Origin of the sequence: Alteromonas antoniana (genome assembly GCF_019249295.1) — a bacterium.
Lineage (GTDB): Bacteria > Pseudomonadota > Gammaproteobacteria > Enterobacterales > Alteromonadaceae > Alteromonas > Alteromonas antoniana.
This window is the reverse complement of sequence record NZ_JAESDH010000024.1, coordinates 34,569-57,596: the sequence shown is the minus strand read 5'-3', so window position 1 is coordinate 57,596 and position 23,028 is coordinate 34,569. Positions and strand designations below refer to the sequence as shown.

Annotated in this window: 16 protein-coding genes; 11 read left to right on the top strand and 5 right to left on the bottom strand. The window is 48.8% G+C overall.

Annotated features, from left to right (window positions below; genetic code table 11):
* Positions 1 to 53: 53 nt before the first annotated feature.
* The 3 genes from rbfA (at position 54) to rpsO (ending at position 1,864) form a co-directional block, all read left to right on the top strand.
* Positions 54 to 455, top strand: coding sequence for a 30S ribosome-binding factor RbfA (gene rbfA, locus JKP77_RS17780; RefSeq protein WP_218312515.1), 402 nt, complete (start codon positions 54 to 56; stop codon positions 453 to 455).
* Positions 455 to 1,438, top strand: a complete 984-nt coding sequence (gene truB, locus JKP77_RS17775; RefSeq protein ID WP_218312514.1) for a tRNA pseudouridine(55) synthase TruB — start codon at positions 455 to 457, stop codon at positions 1,436 to 1,438. The genes rbfA and truB overlap by 1 nt, the downstream gene beginning before the upstream one ends.
* A gap of 156 nt (positions 1,439 to 1,594) precedes the next feature.
* The gene (gene rpsO / locus JKP77_RS17770; protein WP_218312513.1) at positions 1,595 to 1,864 is read left to right on the top strand and encodes a 30S ribosomal protein S15; all 270 of its coding nucleotides are present in this window, start codon (positions 1,595 to 1,597) and stop codon (positions 1,862 to 1,864) included.
* A 411-nt stretch (positions 1,865 to 2,275) separates the two neighbouring features.
* Here rpsO and JKP77_RS17765 read toward each other — a convergent pair whose 3' ends face one another.
* The 3 genes from JKP77_RS17765 to JKP77_RS17755 form a co-directional block, all read right to left on the bottom strand.
* Positions 2,276 to 3,085, bottom strand: a complete 810-nt coding sequence (locus tag JKP77_RS17765; RefSeq protein ID WP_218312512.1) for a coiled-coil domain-containing protein — start codon at positions 3,083 to 3,085, stop codon at positions 2,276 to 2,278.
* Positions 3,086 to 3,184: 99 nt separating this feature from the next.
* Positions 3,185 to 3,925, bottom strand: coding sequence for a thioredoxin domain-containing protein (locus tag JKP77_RS17760; protein WP_218312511.1), 741 nt, complete (start codon positions 3,923 to 3,925; stop codon positions 3,185 to 3,187).
* A 12-nt stretch (positions 3,926 to 3,937) separates the two neighbouring features.
* On the bottom strand, positions 3,938 to 5,488 hold the full coding sequence (locus JKP77_RS17755; RefSeq protein ID WP_218312510.1) for a bifunctional GNAT family N-acetyltransferase/carbon-nitrogen hydrolase family protein: 1,551 nt from the start codon (positions 5,486 to 5,488) through the stop codon (positions 3,938 to 3,940).
* An 854-nt stretch (positions 5,489 to 6,342) separates the two neighbouring features.
* Here JKP77_RS17755 and JKP77_RS17750 point away from each other — a divergent pair.
* The gene (locus tag JKP77_RS17750) at positions 6,343 to 7,017 is read left to right on the top strand and encodes a 2OG-Fe(II) oxygenase (RefSeq protein ID WP_218312509.1); all 675 of its coding nucleotides are present in this window, start codon (positions 6,343 to 6,345) and stop codon (positions 7,015 to 7,017) included.
* Positions 7,018 to 7,255: 238 nt separating this feature from the next.
* Here the strand turns inward: JKP77_RS17750 and JKP77_RS17745 are convergent, their stop codons facing one another.
* Positions 7,256 to 11,041 carry a PAS domain S-box protein gene (locus JKP77_RS17745; RefSeq protein WP_218312508.1) on the bottom strand — a complete coding sequence of 1,262 codons (3,786 nt, stop codon included), beginning with the start codon at positions 11,039 to 11,041 and terminating at the stop codon, positions 7,256 to 7,258.
* Positions 11,042 to 11,206: 165 nt separating this feature from the next.
* Between JKP77_RS17745 and JKP77_RS17740 the strand changes: the two genes are divergently transcribed.
* Positions 11,207 to 12,163, top strand: a complete 957-nt coding sequence (locus JKP77_RS17740) for a diguanylate cyclase (protein ID WP_218312507.1) — start codon at positions 11,207 to 11,209, stop codon at positions 12,161 to 12,163.
* A 335-nt stretch (positions 12,164 to 12,498) separates the two neighbouring features.
* Positions 12,499 to 14,178 (top strand): response regulator, encoded by a 1,680-nt coding sequence (locus JKP77_RS17735; protein WP_218312506.1) that lies wholly within the window; start codon positions 12,499 to 12,501, stop codon positions 14,176 to 14,178.
* A gap of 11 nt (positions 14,179 to 14,189) precedes the next feature.
* Here JKP77_RS17735 and JKP77_RS17730 read toward each other — a convergent pair whose 3' ends face one another.
* Positions 14,190 to 15,503, bottom strand: a complete 1,314-nt coding sequence (locus tag JKP77_RS17730; protein ID WP_218312505.1) for a DUF2252 family protein — start codon at positions 15,501 to 15,503, stop codon at positions 14,190 to 14,192.
* Between the two features lie 778 nt (positions 15,504 to 16,281).
* Here JKP77_RS17730 and ahpC point away from each other — a divergent pair.
* From ahpC to JKP77_RS17705, 5 genes are all read left to right on the top strand, one after another.
* A complete protein-coding gene (gene ahpC / locus JKP77_RS17725; protein WP_476726940.1) occupies positions 16,282 to 16,839 on the top strand; it encodes an alkyl hydroperoxide reductase subunit C in 558 nt (185 codons plus the stop codon).
* A 78-nt stretch (positions 16,840 to 16,917) separates the two neighbouring features.
* Positions 16,918 to 18,507: an alkyl hydroperoxide reductase subunit F gene (gene ahpF, locus JKP77_RS17720; RefSeq protein WP_218312503.1), complete on the top strand. Its 1,590-nt coding sequence runs from the start codon at positions 16,918 to 16,920 to the stop codon at positions 18,505 to 18,507.
* 369 nt (positions 18,508 to 18,876) lie between these two features.
* The gene (locus JKP77_RS17715; protein ID WP_218312502.1) at positions 18,877 to 20,994 is read left to right on the top strand and encodes a TonB-dependent siderophore receptor; all 2,118 of its coding nucleotides are present in this window, start codon (positions 18,877 to 18,879) and stop codon (positions 20,992 to 20,994) included.
* Positions 20,995 to 21,008: 14 nt separating this feature from the next.
* The gene (locus tag JKP77_RS17710; RefSeq protein WP_218312501.1) at positions 21,009 to 21,554 is read left to right on the top strand and encodes a hypothetical protein; all 546 of its coding nucleotides are present in this window, start codon (positions 21,009 to 21,011) and stop codon (positions 21,552 to 21,554) included.
* Between the two features lie 3 nt (positions 21,555 to 21,557).
* Positions 21,558 to 22,994: a PepSY-associated TM helix domain-containing protein gene (locus JKP77_RS17705; protein ID WP_218312500.1), complete on the top strand. Its 1,437-nt coding sequence runs from the start codon at positions 21,558 to 21,560 to the stop codon at positions 22,992 to 22,994.
* Positions 22,995 to 23,028 lie beyond the last annotated feature (34 nt).

The window sequence follows — 23,028 nt, the reverse complement described above, 5'->3', positions numbered from 1 at the left end:
CCGCAAATACGCCCCCGTTTTTGTCTCTGTCTTACCGGGATAAGGAGAATGTTATGGCTCGTGAGTTTTCACGTACCGACAGGGTAGCGCAGCAAGTCCATAAGGAAGTTGCCAGTATCCTGCAAAATGAATATAAACACCGCGTAGGCAACCTGCCTCTGATAACCGTCTCCGATGTAGATGTGTCCAGAGATTTGGCTCACGCTAAAATTTTTATCACCATTTACAACACGGATGATGTAGATGAAAAAGCACAGATAAAGCAGTTGGAAGAGTACAACGGCTTCATTCGTAGCTTATTGGCGAAGCGCCTTCGTATGCGTTCAGTGCCGCACCTGCATTTCTTCCAGGATACATCGATAACTGAAGGAATGCGGATCTCTAATCTGGTGTCTCAGACTGTGGCAAAAGACGAAGAGAAGCGCCAGGGCAATGGCGAAGACGAGCAGGATTAATGGCACGACGTCGTAAAGGCCGTGCGATTAACGGCATAGTACTTCTTGATAAACCTTTAGGTGGTTCTTCAAACCAATTACTGCAAAAGGTACGCTGGCTATATAAGGCACAAAAAGCGGGTCACACCGGTGCATTGGATCCACTAGCCAGTGGTATGTTGCCGCTATGCCTCGGTGAGGCAACTAAGTTTTCTCAATTCTTGCTGGACGCAGAAAAGACCTATGAGGTAACCGCGCATCTTGGTATTCGAACTACCACCTCAGATGCAGACGGTGACGTCGTTGAGGAAAAGCCGGTTACGGTGAGCGAGGCTGAAGTCCGGGAAGCGTGTCTGAGCTTTTTAGGTAAGTCTAAACAAATTCCCTCAATGTTTTCGGCGCTTAAACACGAAGGCAAGCCGCTGTATTTTTATGCCCGGCAGGGAATAACGATTGAACGCGAAGCCCGTGATATCGAAATTTATGAGCTCGACATACACCGCATTGCACTACCGGAAGTGGTGATGCGAGTGAAGTGCTCCAAAGGCACCTATATACGGTCGCTGGTAGATGATATTGGGCAAAAGCTGGGTTGTGGTGCTTACGTAACCCGATTGCACCGCACAGAAGTGGCCGATTACCCCACCGACAAGATGGTGCCGATTGAAACTCTCACTGAGCTGGCTGAGCAATGCACGCAAGAGGACTTCTCGCCACTTGATGCGCTGCTTATTCCTATGGACACGGCGGTGTCACGTTTAGATGCTGTGATTATTGACGATGCAGCGAAACAGCGTTTTGATCACGGTCAGAGTGTGTCAGGTGACGGTGAAGCTTCACCTGAAGAAGGCCGCTTTTACCGTGTTTACCATCGATCGGGACAAGGGGAAACCCTGTTTCTTGGTGTAGGAGAAGGGGTGGTATCACCCAAGGATCAGCCTGCCTTTCACGGAACAGACACGGTATTTATCAATCCAAAGCGGCGCGTAGTTTATAACCTGTAACGTGAGTTTTCCGGCGGTTGTTGCGCCAAAGCGAACAGACAGCTTATCTGGTACAAGAATGTACTTGCGTCAACGCGGCAGGTCATTATAATACGCGCTTCCTATGACCTGGCTGAATTAGTGATCGGCCAGGTTTCACTCAATCAGGAGATGATTATGTCACTAACTAAAGAAGAAACCGCAAACATTGTTGCTGAGTACGGCGTGAAAGAAGGTGATACAGGTTCACCAGAAGTTCAGGTTGCTCTGCTTACTCACAACATTAACAAGCTTCAGGGCCACTTCTCTGACCATAAGAAAGATCACCACTCACGTCGTGGTCTGCTTCGCATGGTTAGCCAGCGTCGTAAACTGCTTGATTACCTGAAAGGTAAGAACGCAGAACGTTATCTTGATCTGATCAAGCGTCTGGGCCTGCGTCGCTAAGACAGGTTTGTTATGGAAAAAGCGCCCAAGGGCGCTTTTTTTATGTCTTTTGTACAGGTAGTAATGCCACGTTAGACATTCCCCATTCGTTTGCACGGATGTTGTCAGTAAGCCACCCCTGCGTGAAGGGATGCCTAAAAGCCGGCTGAAAATATCGGGTAGCTGCTGCGCACAGAAACGGCAGACATTGACGCCGTATGGATGTTTGCTACTGATGAGACAGGCTCCGCTATCGCGCGAACGAAACTTATCAATAAGTAGGTTGCCCTGCAATGGTCGATGGAAAGCGCGACTGCCACTTAGTTTTTGCGTCATAGGCGACAAAGCTGAAGGGTAACAACGCCGTCAGCCAGACAATAAAAAGGCCCACCGAAATGAGCCTTTTACAAATTCTGAATATCCGCTCAACGGTTACGGCGTAGGTGCCGAAGGCGTTGCAGAACCAGAACCTGAGTTAGAGCTACTGATTACTTTTGTCGCGATATTCCGCAACTCATTTTCCATGGTCGTCAGGCGGCCTGATAGTGCACTGTTGCGCTGCTCAAGTTCGGTCAGTTTACTTGCCAGTGATTTCACGGTTTGCTCGGTTTGCTGTTTTTCGCCAGCAGCCTGTTCAAGCTGAACGTTCAACGCGAGTATCTCGTCGGCAAGGTTAGCCATCTGATTACGCACGCTGGCGATATCGCCAGACGCCGTTTTCACGTTAGCTGATACGTTCTGGATATTTTTCTCCAGGCCTGACTGAACGTTGGTTACGCGATCGCCAAGATCTTCGATTTCTTTCTGATTTCGACGCCAGGCAGAAGCCCAAAGTTTATCCATCTGTTCCCAGAGCTCATTCGTTTTGTTACTCAGCTCGGTTACCTTTACCTGTAAGGCGACAGTAGACTCACCAATTTCTTCTCCGGTAGCAGAAAGCTTTCTTTCCAATTGCGCAATCCGGGTCTCAGCCTGCTCAGCCACCGCTTGCTGTTGTTGTAATAACGTGTACAGATAATAGCATCCGCCCAAACCAGCAAGCGCGATCAATGCAATCAGTGATAACCAGAGTCCGTTACCGCTACCTTTCGTAGCAGAAGCCTGTGACGAAGTGGAACCGCTTGGCGGCGGTGTTTTCGCGCCGTTGCCAGGTGCCGGTTGCTTCTTCTTCTGGTATGCCCGACGATCTTCTTCATCTAATCGGATGGTCGGAAAGTCATCATTTTTTGAATCGTTTGCCATAGTCTCTCTGTTTTTCCAAAATTCGTTTACGAGACGAAAAATACATCATTGTCAGCGATGTTATCGTTAATTACCCTGCAATACCAATCTGAAATCGCTTTATAGAAAGGATAGCGGGGGATATTCAGGATAATCCGATTCAGTCTCGGGCTGACTGAGATGCAATTTACTTAAATCGTTTTGTAGTTGATGACGATACACCGACACCTCGCGCCAGTACGCATTCAGCGTTGTCGACGCATCGCTGTCGCCAGATTCCTCCTGTGCCAGCAATTTACCCAGCACAGCGTAGGCTTTATAGAGACGCTGAGCCTGCTCAGCTTCAAAGGCCGCCAGTCGTGGCGCATCTTGTATGATGTGCTGATTGCCATCCATTCTTTTCTGCGAAAATGTTGCCAGATAACTGGCAAGAGCGGCAGGGCTCTCATTGTGCGCAGATTGCCAGCGCTGAATACTGTCCCGGTTCAGTAAGCGACTGGATTCAGGCTCGATTATCATCAGTGACGGCGTGCCGAAATAGGCAGGGTGGCCATAGGGTGCTAATACCGGAGTCAGGTTATCCAGCCACGCGGCATCCACTTTTGCCAGCACAAAGTTGGCCAGTGCAGGTTGTAGCGCATCGTCCTGTAAATAACCTCCCAATGCTCGGGAATCGTGGCACCAGTTGGCACCTACCACCAGCAATAACAGTTTGCCTCTGACAACCGCTTCTTTCTGGGCATTTTGCACATAAGCCTTGCGGTTTTCTGAAACCGTGAAATAGGGCTCTTCAGCCGCTGCTGGCGTAACAGCCAGCAGGGCAATGAGGAGCAGGCTACATCCCTGAATTACTGCTTTCATTTTGTGACTCTCTTAATCGCCAATCCATTCAACCCGGTATAAATCGCGACGGCGATCCAGGTAATTTCTGACTGAGCCCTCGTTTTGCAACTTGGTCAGCTTATCCAGATCCAGGTCCACGATTAATGTCATCTCTGTATTTGGCGTAGTTTCTGACACGATTGCATCGTGCGGGAAAGAAAAGTCAGATGGGGAAAACACCGCCGTCTGGCCGTACTGGATGTCGACATTGTCAACTTTCGGCAGGTTGCCTACGCTGCCGGCGATTGCTACATAACATTCATTTTCAATCGCGCGGGCCTGCGCACAGCGGCGTACACGCAGATAACCGTTTTTCGTGTCGGTCCAGAACGGTACCAGTAAAATCTGCATTTCCTGATCGCTTAGTACCCGGGCAAGTTCCGGGAACTCGACGTCATAACAAATCAGCACGCCAATTCTGCCAAAGTCGGTATCGAACACTTTCAGATTGTTACCGCCCTTCATGATCCAGTCTTTTTTCTCATGCGGAGTAGGGTGCAGTTTATACTGACTTTCTATGGTTCCGTCGCGTTTGCAGACATAGCTGACATTATACAGCTCGTCCTCTTCCACAACCGGCATGGAGCCGGCAATAATATTGATGTTGTATGAGACAGCAAGGTGCGACATCGCAGACAGAATTTCGTCTGTGTAGGTTGCCAGGTGCCAGATAGCATCAATTGAGCTTTCTGTGGGACTCAGCCCCATTAGCGGTGCGTTAAAAAACTCCGGAAACAAGGCGACGTCGCAGTTGTAGTCAGAGAGTGCATCCACGAAGTATTCAACCTGCTGCAACAACTCCTCGACGTTATTAAAGTAGCGCATCTGCCACTGAATACAGCCGATCCGGACATTGGTTTTGGTACCGCCAATAAGTTTCGGACTACCCGGCTCGTAATAAATATTGTGCCATTGCAAAAGCGTAGCGTAGCCCTTCGATGCCTCGTCTTCCGGGAGGTAGGCCTGAAGTACCTGCTTAACTTCAAAGCCATTAGAAAGCTGGAAGGTCAGTATAGGGTCGTAAATGTCTTTGGACTTGACCTGTTCTATATATTCGTACGGCGACAGTTCACTGGCATAGTTGGTGTAGTTGGGGATTCGCCCACCTGCCATAATCGACTTAAGGTTCAGATTACGGCACAGTTCCTTACGCGCTTCGTATAATCTTCTGCCAAGTCTGAGGCCGCGATAATCCGGACTGACAATAACCTCTACGCCATAAAGCACATCGCCGTTTGGATCGTGAGTAGTAAGATAGGCATCACCGGTAATTTCGTCATAACTGTGTTTGTCGCCAAACTGCTCATAATCGACAATGACCGCAATGGCGAATGCGACCACCTTGCCTTTATCTTCTATGCAAATCTGACCGTCAGGAAATGTACTTACCTGGGCTTTGAAATTTTTGTAAGGCCATGCGCCACCAACGTTCGCGTATACGGCGTCCATCAGTTCTTTGACATCTTCATAATCGTCTAGTCGGAGATTTCTTAACTCCAGATGGTGTTCAGTATCTTCTACGACGGTTTGGTCTTGACTCATTCATTCCTACCTTATTACCTGCTACGTAAACCCGGCCAGTCGGCTCCTGACTGTATCATTACGCTCGAATTGTGGGATTTGGGTCGATTTACCGAAAAAATGTTGAGTAGCCGGGTTGCGGGCCCAGGGAAGATGCGAATAAGTCTGTAATCGCTCAGGTATACAGCTTAGTGACTAATCAAGGCGGTCCTATGCAAGCCTGACGGATCAAGGCAGCACAGGCCATCGACGAGTAGATGCCTGATTGTAAGTCCCGAAGGACGCGCTCTGAAGCAGGCATTTGCAGCATTAGGCTTATTGGTAAGGGCCATTGCTATTCTCTGCGAGGCTTGCCTTGATACTATCCGCCTAATGACTCGCTAAGCGACTATAACCTTATTCGGATCTTCCCTAGTGCTTTGTTTACATAGAATAATTCATAAGTGTGTTGGTTGCTAGGGCCGGTTGATGTTTAGGGGACGAATTTTTGTACAATCCAGGGGGATTTTGAGTAAGGCGCGAGGGAAGCGGGGACTATGACTAAATATATGGCGGGCAACGCAGCGCAACATGCGCGTAGGAAGTGATCGCAGGGCCGCATTTGTTTGTGATTAATGCTGTGTTATCGCCCGCTTATGCAAACTGGCTACATTGCCTGGACGCCGTTTTGTCTGCATGGCAAACAATTCGTTGTAAAAAATGAATACAAAACGTCAACAGGCCTCAGGGACGTTGTATGCGTTTTTACAGTGCAACGTAAAGGGGAGGCTTTGGCCTTGGCGCCAGTGCGAGATTTCATTGAATACTTCTTGCTCAAAAAGTGAATTGGCAGTATAAATCGCGCGGTTACTACTTATCAGGAATCTTTTCTTTCGATGAATGCACTTTCATCAGCCGCCGAAAGCAGCGGTGACGGCATAATTGACGACCCATTATTTGCCCGTATTGCTGCTGATATCTACGATACCGGATACAGCGTTATCCGCGGCGCGTTGCCGGCTACACTGACAACTTTGTTGTCATTAAGTCAGGCGCAATTGAAAAAGCGCGACTATTCTGAAGCTGGCATAGGGCGGCTCGCTGAACATCAGACTCTCAGTACCATTCGCAACGATGAGGTGTGCTGGATTGATGGCAGCACCGGCGGGGGGAAGGCCTGGTTAAACTGGACCGAGGGGCTGAGGCACTATTTGAATTGTCACTTATTTATGGGACTGTTTTCGTTTGAGAGTCACTTTGCACATTATGCGCCCGGTCACTTTTACAAACGTCATTACGACGCCTTCAAAGGCCGCAGTAATCGGGTTCTGAGTGTAGTGACATACCTGAATGATGACTGGCAGCAGGATGACGGCGGAGAGCTGGTGCTTTATCAGAATAATGATGATAACCGCGGCGTCAGGGTGTTGCCGGAAACTGGCACACTGGTCGTGTTTCTGAGTGAAAAGTTCCCGCACGAGGTTTTGCCTGCAGCGCGTCACCGTTTTTCTGTCGCTGGCTGGTACAGGGTAAACGACTCGCTAAATGGACGGGTTGATCCTCCCCGTTAACCGGCGCTCTAACAGGCACTGAAACGGCTATATGAGCAAGCTTACTGTCGGTTTGCTCTTTATCCCGTTTAAGTACCTCGTGCAGTGAGCAGTGACCTGGTGCTACGTTTTAATCCTGTCATGCGCAAGTTTATGGTGCAAGGGCAAAGCCCTCTTACAACTAAAGGGACTTGCGGTGCCGCTACTACGGTAGTATTCACGGCTTTGTTCTTACTACCTACCTTACGCATCAGCAACCCTACTGCTGCGCATCTTCATCCGACGTTTTTAACAGCGCCAGCGCATCATCATAGCGAAGAGCGTGAATAGTTTCACAAATGCGATGTGCCCGCTCACGTCCAAATTTTTCTGTTAGTGCGGTTTCGTAAGCCATAAGCGATTCCTGCGAAATATACGCACGTGTTTTAAGTAAGTCACTCAGCGTGTCTACATCAATATCTTGCGCCGCGATGGTGGTTTGAGCTATCGGTGTGGAAAGGGTGGGCAATGCCTTACTTATGGAATCGATCAGTTCAGAGAGTTGTTGGCGGATCCGTTTCAGATGATACTGGTTGTCCTGAGGAGCCTGACTGTTTTCAAACGCTTTGCACGTGTCTGACAAGCTGCTCGCGCCAATCGATGCGGCTAGGCCTTTCAGCGTGTGTACCGCTCTGGATACGGGCACATCAGGCGCAGGGAATGCTGTTGGCTTGCTTGTTACCTCAGCGTATTCATCCAGCACGCTATGCAGTAAACGCAGATAGCTTTCAGCGTTACCGCCAAGCCGGGTAATCACGTCTGTTACGCTTAACACCGGTAAGGCACGCTGAATGCTGTTAGCGAGGGCTGATTGTTCCGGCGAGCCAGGCTGAACTGGCTGCCGGTTGACGAGCTTATGGGCAAGCTCCGTCTCCAGGATTTGATACAAATTCTGACGGTCGATGGGTTTGGATATATGTCCTTTCATTCCCGTTTCGGCAACTTTGCGAATATCCTCGTCCATCACCGCCGCTGACATAGCATAAACTGGAATGTCACTACCGCCAGGTAAATCACGGAGTCGGGTGGCCGTGGCATAGCCGTCCAGTTTTGGCATCTGTAAATCCATCAGTACCAGGTCATAATGATCCTCAACAAACTTGGCTAAGGCGGCTTCGCCATCTCCTGCGATCGTCAGTGACAGCCCGGTGCCCCGAAGCAGCTCTTCGGCAACATATTGATTTGTTGGGTTGTCTTCTACCAACAATACCCGACAGCTCTCAAATTGTGGGATATACCGGTTTTTCGCATGCGCCTGAGGAGTCTCAGATACGATCGCTGTTAATAACTCATCAACGTCAGCCGGAGAAAATGGCGTGGACAGTCTGAAACTGGGGGTGCTGATAATCACTGACGCCTCTGCGCTCTGACGAAGGCTTTCATTGCAAATAAACAAGGTGCCTTTTCGCACTTTCGTCGCCAGTTCTGCACTTACCAGTTGCATCATTAACTCACGAACCCGAGAGCCCGGCAGCGTCGTGATGTCAATAATCAGAATGTCGCAGTCAGGTAAGCTTGCCACTGAGAACCGGTCGTGACTGAGTAAGGTGAAGCCATCTGAAAGGTGGTCTGACAAATACTTTTGCATAATCGCAGCACTGTGGTTGGTGTTGCCTACCAGCACCACGTCCAGAGTGTCGGGGAGCACTGATACAGGATTTTGATGTACAGGTGCGTCTTTAAGTGTCAGAGACAGCGTAAACACACTGCCTTTATCAGGCTGACTGGTGACGCTGAGATCCCCTCCCAACAGTTGGGTAAGGCTTTTGCAGATAGCCAGCCCCAGACCGGTACCACCAAAGCGTCTGTCGATAGCGCTGTCGGCCTGCGTGAAAGACTCAAACAGACTATCCAGTTTATCACTGGGTATGCCGATGCCGGTATCGCTGACGGCGATGTGGATCAGATGGCTGCCGGCTTGCCGACTGACTTCCGCTTCAACACTGACCATGACTGAACCCGTCTCAGTAAACTTAATCGCATTCCCTAACAAATTGTTCAGGATCTGACTGATCCTGACCGCGTCGCCAATTACAAACCGTGGCGTATTCGATGATATATCGATATGCAGTTCAATGCCTTTTTGCAGCGCATTTATGGAAAACAGCTTCATTCCCGCTGACACGGTTTTGTATAAATCGAAAGTGTCGTAAACAACATCAAGCTTCCCGGCTTCCAGCTTGGAGTAGTCCAGAATATCGTTAAGAATTTGCAAGAGTGACTTGGACGACATCGCGATCTTTTCCAGATATTCGCGCTGTTTTCTGCCTAATTCCATTTCCAGAATCATGTCTGTCAGCACCGTTATCGCGTTCATAGGCGTGCGGATCTCATGACTCATGTTGGCAAGGAACTCACCTTTCGCCTGGTTTGCATTCTCTGCTTTGTTTTTCATTTCCAGCAGATTATTCTGCATTTTTTTCAGTGGCGAAATATCAAGAAAACTGCCCATGAACTGCGTGATGTTGCCATTGAGGTCGCGTTCAAACACAATGTTTTGCGCCATCAGCCAGATCCAGTGTCCATCGGCATGTCGCATTCTGTACTCAATGGTGTGAATAGCATCTTCGGTGCTGTCTGTTAGTAGTCGTTTTACATGCGCCAGCACAGGGAAACGATCTTCCGGGTGAATTAAGGTGATGAGTGAGCCCTTTGACTGCGATTTAAGCGCCTGCAATGTGTAGCCGGTAATGCTGGTATATCGTTCGTTGATGTATCGATTTGTTCGCAGCGATGTATCAAACACATATACGCCTGCAATCGAGGCATTGATGGCGCGATGAATAAAAGTGTCCTGCTTTCGAAGCGCCCGTTCTGCGCGCCGCTTTTCGGTAACGTCGTCGAACAATACGATTACCTTACCAGGTGAACTCTGAAAAGCGCTGACCTGAAAATCGCCTGAGACAGCACCATTATCAAAATAAATATCTTCGTTAATAATGGTTTCACCGTGCGTCGCCACTCTTATAAAACGCTGTACGACAGCGCCTGATTTCAGCGCAGGAAAGACAGTTTCAATGGTGTGGCGTTGCAAAATGCCGGACTGTTGCGGCGATTTTAAGATTTGCTGGGCACGCGGGTTCGCACTGACAAATCGCAGTTCATCGTCTTTGAGCTCAAAAATATGCAGCCCCATAGGAAGAGAATGAATGATACTCCGGGTCATGATCTCGCTTTGCTCCCGTGCCTGTTCAGAACGAATTCTTGCAGAGATGTCCTGAAGCGAGACAAAGACTACGGGCTGATGCTGATAAAACTGATGATTAAGCCTGACTTCAATAGGAATGCGGCGGCCGGATTTAGCGACGCCGTATACGATACGGTCCGACGCCATGTCTTTATTGTCATCTGTAGACGCAATAAAGCCTTGCACAAGTTGTTCATGAGCCTGAGCAAAACCTTCGTCGATCAGAATGTTGATATGACTGCCTTCGAGCTCCTCATGCTGATATTCAAAAATCTGACAAACGGCCCGGTTCGCGACGGTGATGTGTCCGCTGGCATTAACCACAAGAATACCGACATGCGCACTGTCGGTGGACTCGCGAAGGATCTGCTCCTGCTCTCGCTGGTTTTGTAACCTGGCCCGCTCCAGCTTCTCCTCATTGGCGCGCTGATACACTTCACGCACCTGCGCTGCACTGGGTACGGTTAAGGCTGCCGGAATCGACTGGTATACCTTATAAGCAGTAATACAGGAAACGATTGCGGTAAGCAGTTTTGCCAGTCCGTGCACACCATAATAGCCTTTCCATATCACCACGATACTTATCAGGTGAGTAATACCGCAAAGTAAGATAAAAGCTGAAAACAGCATGAAAATCCCTTTAAATTTCAGGTCCGTCCGCTTTTTGACGAAATAATAGAGTGCAAAGGGAATAGAAAAATATGCGAATGCGATGAGAAAGTCTGACGCGACATTCAGCCACAGAATTTCTGGTTTCCACCAGTAACAATGCCCGTGGGGCATGTAATCGGAACGTAATAATGAATCAACAATATTCATAAACTTGTCTACACTTGATGACAGAAAGTAACGCGTACCTGAACCAATTCGCGGCATACCGTAAGTGGCGATGTCGTCAGATTGGTGGGACTTCTTTGCACCGTTAGTAGATGAAAACTAAGTCATTTGCTACGCTCAGAACAGTGTAGGATAGGAATACTATATATGCCGCAAACTCCTGCGAGAGTATTGATCATTGATGATGATGTCTCGACAATTCGCCTGATGGCAGACGCCTTGTCCTCAGATTACGAGGTAGTTATCGCCACTCAGGCGGAAGAAGGGTTTGTTCAGGCGTTACATTCAAGCCCTGATCTGATTTTGCTTGATGTTGTTATGCCGGACATGAATGGGTTTGATTTCTGTCGAAAGCTGAAAGCAGATGCCCGTACACAGCCTATACCGGTAATTTTCGTAAGCGCGCTGGATACGGTGTCTGAACAAGCCCGGGGCTTTGAACTTGGCTGTGTCGATTACATTACCAAGCCTATTGCGTTTCCGATTTTACTGGCAAGGGTGAAAACGCATACCCGGCTTTATCGGCAGACCCTGCAGCTTGAATCTCTGGCCGCTACAGACCCTTTGACGGGGCTGGCAAACCGACGAAAGTTTGATGAGTGCATACAGCATGAGGTAGCCAGAGCAAACCGCAAACGCTGTAGTATTGCGTTGCTGATTATTGATATCGACGACTTTAAGCCTTTTAACGACCACTACGGTCATGGTAAAGGTGATGACTGCCTGGTGCGGGTTGCGCGTCTGTTGCGAAAATGTGTAGGCAGGGCGACAGACACAGTGAGCCGACTTGGCGGAGAAGAGTTTGGCGTTGTGCTGCCGGACACTGACGTTGAGGGCGCCATCTCCCTTGCTAACGAGATCATTACGCTTTTCAACGAAGAAAAAATACCGCATCACTACGCAACGCAGCATGATTACCTTACCGTGAGTATAGGTGTGGGGATATTAGACGATAGTAAGCTTGGTGAGGCGTCAATTGACCCGCGGTCACTGATTGATGTCGCCGATGAGGCGCTTTACCAGGCTAAAGAGAATGGCCGAAACTGCTCAAAAATGCAGGTTTTACAGCCATTGTCCCCAACTGGCATTGTAAGCAACCTGTAACAACGGCCTCAGGCGCAGCGTGCATAGAGGGCACTGGCAATCAGGTTGCTTACAATGCTAGTATTCTGGTTACCAACCTGTTTTGTTATCGGAATTACGTTTTCCCTTACGCAAGATGCCAGTATAAACTAAGCAAACGCGTACCTGCTGTTTCATAACGCACCACCCGATAACTGGAAAAGCTGCGCCTGGTCGTATTACCACGCGACAAATCACGTTGATAGAATGAGGTGGGTTTACAGCAAAAAACATGGTCGGCTTCTCTGAAAGCACAAAAAATTCACAGAGTTGCTGGCGCTCGTAAAACGGATATTTTGTAAGCTAAGTGGTCATTCATGATGGAAAAGTTTCCCGCACCGACGCCCAAGGAAGAGCTCAGCGTACTGGTTATCGATAATCAGGGGTTGGTGCACGATGTTATTTCTTCGACACTCAACGCGATGGGCATAAAGCAGGTCAGCAGTGCGCTGAATGCGTTTCATGCCTTACGTCTTTGTGAGAAAAAGCAGTACGATTTTGTTCTCATTGCGTTTAATGTCAGCAATGACAAAGACGGTTTCCACTTGTTCGAAGAGCTCAAACATCTGAACCATATCAATGATAAAACCACGGTCATCTTTTTAAGCGCGGAAACCAGTTCAGAGTTGGTTAACTGTATTGTAGAGCTGCAGCCTGATGATTTCTGGGTAAAGCCTCTGGATAGAAACCGAATCGAAAACCGTCTGAATTATCTGTTTAGTATCCGCAGTAAGCTGCACAAGGTACTGCACTGTATGGCAGAGCGCGACTTTGCTGCCGCTATCTACCATGCGGAACGGCAACTGAAAGACCCTTCTGTTTCCGAGTATCACCCCCGCATGAAACGTATGATAGCGGAATGCCTGATGCAATTACGCGATTATGAGACGGCTGAAACCTATTATCGTGGCTTGCTGGACAAAATGGACCACGCGTGGGTTCACATAGGGCTTGCCCGGGCACTGCTCCGTCAGGATAAGCTGGAAGAGGCTGAAACGCTGGTAGAGGACTTGCTTGAGCGCAATGATACCCGCTTCTTAACTTACGATTTGCTGGCACAGTATTATATCGAAAAAGAAAAATTTGATTTAGCTTACGAGCAAATGAAAGAGGCGAGCAAGCTGGCTCCCCGTAATATTGAGCGCAACAAAAAGCTGTGGGATCTGGCCAGATTAAACCACGATAAGCACGGCCAGCTGGACGCCGTGCAGAATATGGCTAAATTTGCAAAGAACTCCATTCACGACTCTCCTGAGCTGGCATTAAATGTTATTCGGGCAACGATTGACCTGGCGACGAGTTTGAACAACAGTGAAACCGACCGCCTTGTGAAACGCGCAGAGTCTGAGCTGGAAGAACTGAAACACCGCAAAGGTGTTGAAAAGCAGCTGAGTGAGCAGTTTGAGGTTATTCAGGCCAGGGTACTGTGTTTACAGGATAAAAAGAAAGACGCGGAAAAAATCATCGGCAATAAAAAAGCCGTGGTTGATGACCAGTCAATGGAAGACAATCTGGATAAAATGAAAGCCTTTCACGAACTCGGCATGCGGGAACACTGCTTAAGTATTCTGGAACGGCTTCGGTTGCAGATTGAAGGTGACTCTTTTTCCAGCCAGGTGGTGGATGAATATCTGAAGCAGGAGTCGATAGAGCGTCAGGAAATTCAGTTCACGACGAAAGAGCTAAAACAGATGGCAACGACCAACTACAAAGAAAATCGTCTGTTGCCTGCGTACAATAACCTGAAACAAGCGTTGACGCTGTCGCCTCAGGATAAGCAACTGGCGCTAAGCTTGTTAAAAGTGTTGGTACAAATCGATAAGAAGAACGATTTGTCCAGCGAACAGATGGCAACAGCACATCGGGCTGCGAGCCTGTTGATGTCTGACCCACTCTCACCAACACAAAAAGAAAAGAGTATGCAGTATATTCAGGCGCTTGGGCTGCAGCTTGATGCAACCAATGATGAAAGCACCGGCGCAGCAAAACTTGTTTAAGCGTTACAACATCATTGTTGCTGTAGCAAGTCTTTGAAAAGCTGATAATCGAGTACAACTTGCTGGTAGTACTTAGTTGCCGTTTCCAGCAGTGTGGTTTCCTGCTCACAGAGTGTAGCAACACACTGCTGTTCAAAGACCGTTGAACGTCTGTCAGCGCGACAATGTGCCAGCGCCAGTGCCTTTCCACAATAGGCCGCAAATTCTGAAAAACTCCCGCTGACAGCTTTATTGCCAATACCGATATCTTCCGGATCAATACCCACCTTAGCGTGATGGCGCGAGCGTATCAGCCAGTGCGCATTTTTCCACTCCACCTCATCAAGCAATAAGTCTGGACGACGCTGCATTTTTCGCTGACACCGCGCCGTAAGGTGTGCCGCATTCAGTGAGTTGACCGGACAAAGATCGGTAAAGTAGTGGAGGGGTGCCGCCTTGCGTTGTTGCTTTACTTCTACGATATGGCAGCGGGCAAAACTGGTTTCATCATGGGGGTGAGCCGGTCCGACTAAAAAATAATACCGGCCCATATTAACGGAGCCTGTGCCCGCATTCGCGCGCTGAACAATATCCACCACGTCTTCATCCATATAGGGTGCGAATGCTGACTCCAGTTCCTGATAGTGTGACGGGGATAGTGGAACAAACTTGTCAGATAAATTCTTAAAGCTAAGTCTGTTCCCTTTCATTTCCACAGCTTTTGCAAGCGCACTTTTGGTGGTGAAATCATCGCCCCATGCAGATCGTCGACAGGCTTTTTCATAGAGCTTCTTTAACTTTCCTGCAGGGATCTGATCGATGGCTTCATAAATCACAGCAGGGCTTTCTGTTACCCGTGAGCAAAGCGCAGAATAGGAATGTAAGAATTGCGCCATGGCAGCAGTAGCGTCAGACTGGCTGATTGAGGGCTTCCCGGATTTAACGCCTTCAGATGCGTATCTGTTATTCTGCACGCCTTCACAGTGATCGGCGGTTAACGCCAGCGACACCATAAAGCGTACGATATCCCAGGCTGCAGGCCCTATGCAGGCGTCGTCGAAGTCATTCGGAGCAAAGATAACCTGGTCTCCGTGAGAACCCTCCTCAGTAAGAAAGCCAAAATTAGACGCGTGGCAGTCACCCATCACACACACCAGAGGTAGGGTTTCCATGGCTTTTGGCAGGCACAACACACCGTTGGCGATATCTGCGTAAAATACCTGCGCGGTACCCCGGTAAAACACAAACGGACTGGTAGTCATTTTACTATGTTTGGGCGTGCCGCCTAATGGTCCGTCAATGCTTTCGATCTGTTCGCGCAAATAGTCGCCCCGGTTCATCGCCATAACTCCTGTTTTTGATTTGTGTAAAGAAGCTGCGAATACGTCTTTGGTCGCTCAGGCATGCAGGAGATCACTCAAGGCGGTCTTTTGCCGTTATGACGGGGGGATGTCACAAAGACCGACGATGAGTACTCTCCTGGCTGTTAGCCTCGAAGTGCAAGCCCTGAGGCACGTAGTTACAGCACTAGGGCTACCTGAAGAGGACGACAGCCATTACCCGTAGTTCCAGCCTGACGAGCACATACTTCAGCACTTGCTCAATGACGATAGACGCATTCGCATCTTCCATAAGTGTAAGGCGGATTTCACCGAGATGAAAACCGTTGCGCACCTTGTTATGGTTTTATCAGAACGAAAGCTGACAGCGTGACAGGATAGGCGGAAGCTGAAGACCGACAATAAAGGATAATTAGCACTTCATCGTCAGCCAGATTTACAGATCTATTGCGATGGCAAGTTCACGTCGGATATCAGGTTGTGACTTTATCCAATTCGCAATCTCAGGTGAGGTTGTTGCAAAAGACAGTAAAATCTGGAATTATTGCATGTTCAATTTTTCCGCAAATATCTACACTATTGATTAGTAAAATTGATTACAGCTTTCAACTTTACCAATTATCATTTTCAGCGACCGCCCGTTATCCTTATCACCAGTTTCAACACGGAATGATTTCGACACAGTAAAAACCGTGTGGAAAAAAGTTTCGTACTCAAGATGGCTTTCTGACCCCGAGTAATGAAAGTCATTAAAACTTACTAAATGGAGAATATAAACATGGCATTGATCAACACTGCTATTAAGCCTTTCAAAGCTAACGCGTTTAAAGACGGCGAGTTCGTCGAGGTAAGCAGCGAAGACATCAAAGGGAAGTGGGCTGTATTTGTCTTCTACCCAGCGGATTTCACTTTCGTATGCCCAACTGAGCTAGGCGACGTTGCTGACAAATACGAAGAGCTACAGTCTCGCGGTGTAGAGGTGTTCTCTGTATCAACAGACACACACTTCACGCACGCTGCATGGCATGAAGCGTCTGAAACTATCGGCAAAATCAAGTTTGCGATGATTGGTGACCCTACTGGCGAAATCACACGCAACTTCGATTGTATGCGTGAAAACATGGGTCTTGCTGACCGCGCGACATTTGTTGTTGACCCGGACGGTATCGTACAAGCCATGGAGATCACTGCTGAAGGTATTGGCCGTGATGCAGACGACCTGGTACGCAAAGTGAAAGCTGCCCAATACGTTGCGTCTCACCCAGGTGAAGTATGTCCTGCAAAATGGAAAGAAGGTGAAGAGACACTAGCGCCTTCACTGGACCTGGTAGGCAAAATCTAAGCAGTCGCTTAGTAGCTAATCGCGGGGGAGTGGTTCGCCACTCCCTACCTCAACTTTCAGTGATAAGGCAGAGTAACCATGTTAAACCAAGATATTTTAAATGCATTAAAAGGCTATTTTGCTTCCATGCAGAAAACCGTAACGTTCGTCGTTCAAACCGGTGAACACAGCAAACGTGACGAACTGGTGAAGTTTCTGTCCGACATTGCTGGGGTAAGCGATAACGTTCAGTTGGAAGAAAGAGATACGCAAGGCGAATTGCGTAGTGCAATCAGTTTCTTACTTGAAGCTGACGGCGAAGACACTGGGATCCGCTTTTCCGGTATTCCGGGTGGTCACGAGTTTAACTCTATGGTGCTGGCAATTCTGCATGCCTCAGGTACCGAGTTGAAAATTGACGATAGTCTGAAAGGCATCATCAAAGGGGTGAAAGAAGACCTCCACTTTGAAGTGTTCATCAGCCTCAGCTGTCATAACTGTCCTGATGTAGTACAGGCAGTAAACCAGTTTGCACTGTTGAATCCGCATATTAAAGCGGAAATGATCGACGGTGGACTGTATCAGAATCTTGTCGAAGAGCGCGACATTCAGGGCGTACCGAGCGTCTATCTGAACGGCGAGCTGTTCGCAAACGGTAAAGTAGATGCTTCTACACTTATCGATAAGTTATTGGAGCACGATCCATCGCTGAAAGAAGCGAATAAAGGTCAGTCGCTTCCTATGCAGGACGTGACCGTGATTGGCGGTGGTCCAGCAGGCGTAGCGTCGGCAATTTATAGCGCCCGTAAAGGCTTGAAAGTTGCCGTAGTAGCTCACCGTTTTGGTGGTCAGGTAAAAGACACCATGGGAATTGAAAACCTGATTTCGGTGCCAAAAACAACGGGCCCGGAGTTGGTAGGTAACCTGATGGAGCATGTCAAAGACTATGACATCACGCTCAAAGAGCATGTTCGGGTGGAAAACATCGAGCAGGGCAATGTGAAAACGATCACGTTGTCGTCAGGTGAGCAAATTCGTACTCGGTCAATTGTTGTCGCGACAGGCGCACGCTGGAGAGAACTCGGCGTACCCGGCGAGAAAGAAAACGTTGGTAATGGTGTGGCATATTGCCCGCACTGTGACGGACCTTTCTTTAAAGGGAAAGATGTAGCAGTCATTGGTGGTGGTAACTCTGGAATCGAGGCGGCACTGGATTTGGCAGGGATTGTGAAGTCAGTCACCGTATTCGAGTTTATGCCTGAACTGAAGGCAGACCAGGTACTGATTGATCAGGCTAACAAGCGCGATAACATTACGATAATCAAAAACGCCGCGACGCGTCAGATACTGGCTGAAAATGGTAAAGTGAACGCGATAGAGTATCAGGATCGTGCCACCAACGATGTTCATACTAAAGAACTTGCCGGTGTATTTGTGCAGATTGGTCTGGTGCCAAACAGCCAGTTCATGAAGGGCGTGGTAGAGCTTTCTAAGTATGGTGAAATCGTGGTTGATGGTAAGTGTAATACGTCCGAGCCTGGTATTTTTGCCGCCGGCGACGTTACCACTGTGCCTTATAAGCAAATCGTGATTTCAATGGGCGAGGGCGCTAAAGCTTCTCTGGCTGCGTTTGAATACTTGTTAAGCCACGAAGTGGTCGAGCAGGATGAGGAAACACAAGCAGCGTAATCGCCGCCACTGCATCATCTTATATAAAGGCTGATATTCTAGATATCAGCCTTTTTTATCTCCGATATCCATGCCGCAACGCAGTTTGCTAACACGCTGACATATCGCTCGCCTTCTAATCATAAGACTTTCTTGTTGAAACGACATCGGCGCTAGCGTTTATGTTTCGGGTATTAATGCGCTGGCGTTAAGCTGTTCGTGAAACAATGTTTAAGAAATGTAGCGTAGCTTCAGTCCGTTTACAAGGAACAGAGAAAAACCGTCTTTTTCTTCAAATAATCATCTTAATAGTAATCGTTATCATTTCTATTGGTAGGAATCTTTGATATTTTATGCCAATGAATGAATCAATGAAGTAAATCGGACGTTATGAATAAAACTGCACTCTCACTGGCTATCACAATGGCACTTCCCGCACTGGCTTTTTCTCAGGAATCTGTAAATGAGGAAGAAGCCTCTATTGAAAAAGTGGAAGTGGTCGGAAAGCGAAGCCCATTTGGCGCAACGAAGACCAACACACCCATTGTTGAACTTGCACGAACGATATCCATTGAAACGGTTACCGACCTTAAGCAAAAAGGGGCGCTGAACCTGTCCCAATCCGCAACATATATGGCAGGTGTTACGGGGGAAACCTACGGATACGCAACTCGCGTAGATTCAGTTTCGTCGCGCGGATTGAGTATTCCAAGATATCGTGACTCCATTCAGGAGTTATTTGGCAGTTATAACTCAACCCGCGCGGAAGTGTATACCATGGAGCAGGTTGAGCTTCTCAAAGGTCCGGCCTCGGTGTTATACGGGCAGGGCTCGCCGGGCGGGCTGATGAACTATGTGTCGAAGACTCCTGTCGCCGGAAAGGGAAGTGAAGCCGTTCTTCAATATGGTTCGTATGATCGCCTGCAGGCAAATCTGGATGTCAATGGCGCGTTGTCGTCAGATGAAAAGTGGCTGGGACGGTTTGTGGGGATCTACCGGGATGCCGACTCACAGGTAGACTATGTCACCGACGATACGCAGGTTTACATGCCGTCAGTGTCTTATATGCCTACCGACGATACTACGCTAACCGTCATCGGCCTGTTTCAGGATACAGAAAGTGATACTGCTGCCCAGTTTATTCCTGTAGAAGGGACCTTACTACCTTTAGAGGATGGCAGTTACTTGCCTGATCAGGATGTCTACGCTGGTGAGCCCGGGTTTAACCGTTTCGACACAAAATCAAATCAGGTTACGTTGCTGGGTGAGCACATTTTTGATGACACTACGTCGGTATCGTTCACAGCACTGTGGAGAGACGGTGAAGCAGACTATCATCAGGCATGGCCAACGTTTACTGGTGCGTCACGCTATGTAAATGCGTATTTCGGTGATGATGTGGCACCTACCGACACCTATGTTGCCCGCACATTCTATCAGGCAGACAATACCTTTGAGCAAACGGCGCTGGATGTCCGCTTTAGCAAGTTGTTTGCAACGGGCGTCGTTGAGCACGAAGTCCTTGCCGGTGTGCAGTATCAGAATGTGGATACCGACGCCAACTCGGCGTATTTCTTAGGTGGTGGCGCACTACAGGGCGATCTTCGCTACATACTTGACCTGGCGAACCCGGAATATACTGGTGCGCCTGATCAGGCCGTGTTCGATGCCATATACAATGACCAGCCTGAACAGACGGTAAAAGATACAGGGCTTTACCTGTCTGATCATATCTCTTACGGCAACTGGCGAATGACGCTAGGGCTTCGCCATGATCGTGTCGATAACGATAATGGCACGGCAACGCAAAAAGACAGTCAGACATCCTATTCTGCCGGGTTGCTATATCAATTTGACAATGGTCTGTCACCTTATGTCAGCTACGCCGAATCTTTCGAAACCGTGGTTGGGCTTGATGCCAACGACAATCAGCTTAAACCGGAAGAGGGCCGCCAGTACGAAGCCGGGATTAAATACGCATTTAACAACGTTCCTGGGTATCTGACTCTGTCTTACTATGACATTGAAATATCGAATCTGCCAAACCCCAATGGCCTGCCCAGTGAAGCTTCGCAACAGCAGGGCGTGTCAACGATTGAGGGGGTTGAACTGGAAGGTCGTGTTGAAATGGGGGAGCTGTCTGCACAGTTCGCCGCATCCGTCATGGATGCTGAAGATCCCAATGGCTTCGAGCTGGCAGGGCAACCTGACAGTAATGCGTCGCTTTGGCTACACTGGGAGCCGCAATCGTTGGATGGATTTCGAATGGGCGCGGGGGTCCGTTATGTAGGTGAAAGCGTTTCGGAGAACGCGACTATCCGCTATGAGACAGACAGCTATACGTTGGGAGATCTCATGCTGGCATATCGCCTGAACGATGCGGTGGACCTGCAACTCAACGTACGTAACGTCACTGATAAAGAGTACCTTACGTCTTGTCTGACTCGCGGCGACTGCTTTCCCGGGGTCCGTCGTACTGTGAATGCCAGCCTGACCTACGCCTTCTAAAAGGGACTGCAACTATGTTGTCGCTAAGCATCGCGGCAGGTTTATCTGTCGCTGCAATTGCAACCGTTTACAGGAGCTGGCGCACTCACGCGCCAGCCTGGTTTTATTCGGGATTAATGTTATTCATTTTGTCTTGTATTGCCTGGGCAACCAGCCAGGGTTGGGAATTCGGTACGGTGTACGCGTTATGCGCACCGGCGTTGTTGGTCTGGCCCTTTATTGCGTGCCATCAGGTGGTAATGCCAGCGCCAAAGAATATCCCGGCGCCAAGACGCGTTGCGTTTAGTCTCGCGCTGTCAGTCCGACACCTTGGGCATGCTCTGGTGGTGCTGATAGGATTACTGGCAACCAGTCTTCTGGTGTCTGTCGCAGTGGGCATCAGACTGCCTTTCACTGATGCAGGGCAACTTGCCGTGATCATAGTGATACTGCCACTTCTCTGGGGACTGCTGGCATATCACTATCTTGCAACGCCGTCGAAAGGCCGGGCAGTGATCATTTATGCTGTACTGAGCGCTGCGAGTCTTCTTATACTGACTTTTCTTCCGGGACTGAAATAAACGATGAACAAGACAACCAAACAGTCAGCGTTGAACGCACACAGCTGGGCAGGTGTGTTTCTCAGTTTTCTGCTCTTTATGGTGTGTGTGTCCGGCACTCTTGCCGTCTTTCATCAGGAATTCGAACGCTGGGAACAACCCGGTATTCCGGAAATGACCGATATTGATGCGAAAACGGTCGACAACGCCATGGCCGCATTTCGCGCCCGGCATCCGCAAAGCACGGACCACGAGTTTGTCGTTTTTCCAACCTCTGGTATTCCGCGACTGGTAGTAGAAAACGATGATATTGCCTATTTTGCAGATAAAGACGGGCAGTTGCTTGAGACCGAACGTTCGCCTTTCACCAAAATGCTTATTGACCTGCACCTGTACCTTAACCTGCCACATTCATGGGGCATGATCCTGGTCAGTGCGCTTGGGGCGATCATTTGTACATTGGTGGTAACGGGGATTGTGGCGCATAAGCGCATTAAGAAGGATGCCTTTGTGCTGCGCCGAAAAGGCAACCGGCAGCAATATAAAATCGATTTGCATAACCGTTTTGGGCTCTGGGCGTCACCGTTTCATTTAATTATCGGCGTTACCGGCGCGTACTTCGGTATGGCAGGCCTTATTGTGGTGCTGGTTTCGCAGCTTTATTTTGATGGGGACCGCGATGCGGCTGTTGCAAAAATATTTACGCCTGATCCTGAGTTAGCGCAGGAGGTGGTGACACCTGAAATCGGTAAAACCATCGCGCAAATGGACAGCCTTGCCCCTGAGCATGAACTGATTTTTCTCACCGTTCATGAGCGGGGCAGCCCGCAGCAGTTTATTGAAATCTACGCGAAAGCGCCCGGAAAAATGATTTACTCAGAAAACTACCGGTTTGACTCACAGGGCGAATTCCTGGGCACCGCGGGGTATCAGGATGGCCATTGGGGCAAACAACTGGTCTATTCGCTGTATCGTCTGCACTTTGGTGATTTTGCCGGCGTACCCAGTAAGCTACTGTATTTCGTGCTGGGGATCATGCTAACCGTGTTGTGTATCAGCGGTATGGAAATCTGGCTGGCAAAAAAGGCGAATCCGCCCACGCTCACGCGATTGTGGTACGCCATGGTTTGGGGAAGTGTAAGCAGTCTTGCTCTTACAGCCACTGTCAGTCTGGTCTCCGAATTCTCGTTAATTGCGGTTTTCTGGGCGCTGATGGTGTTAAACGTAGTGGTATCAGTGGCATTCAAACGCAGTGGCAAGATATTGTGGTTAACAATAGCGGGCTTTGCAGTACTGACTTTGCTGCTGGTATACGTTTTGGTGCATGGGGCGAATGCGCTGTCGCTGGCGGCACTGCAGCTGAATATCCCTTTATTCATCTTTGCAATGTGGGCACTATACCGGGCATATACGCTTAGCCAGATTGTCGTCAGTCATGACTTTCAAACACAAACCGGTTAATGAATTCCGTAATGGAATAGCCGGCTGGTTATCT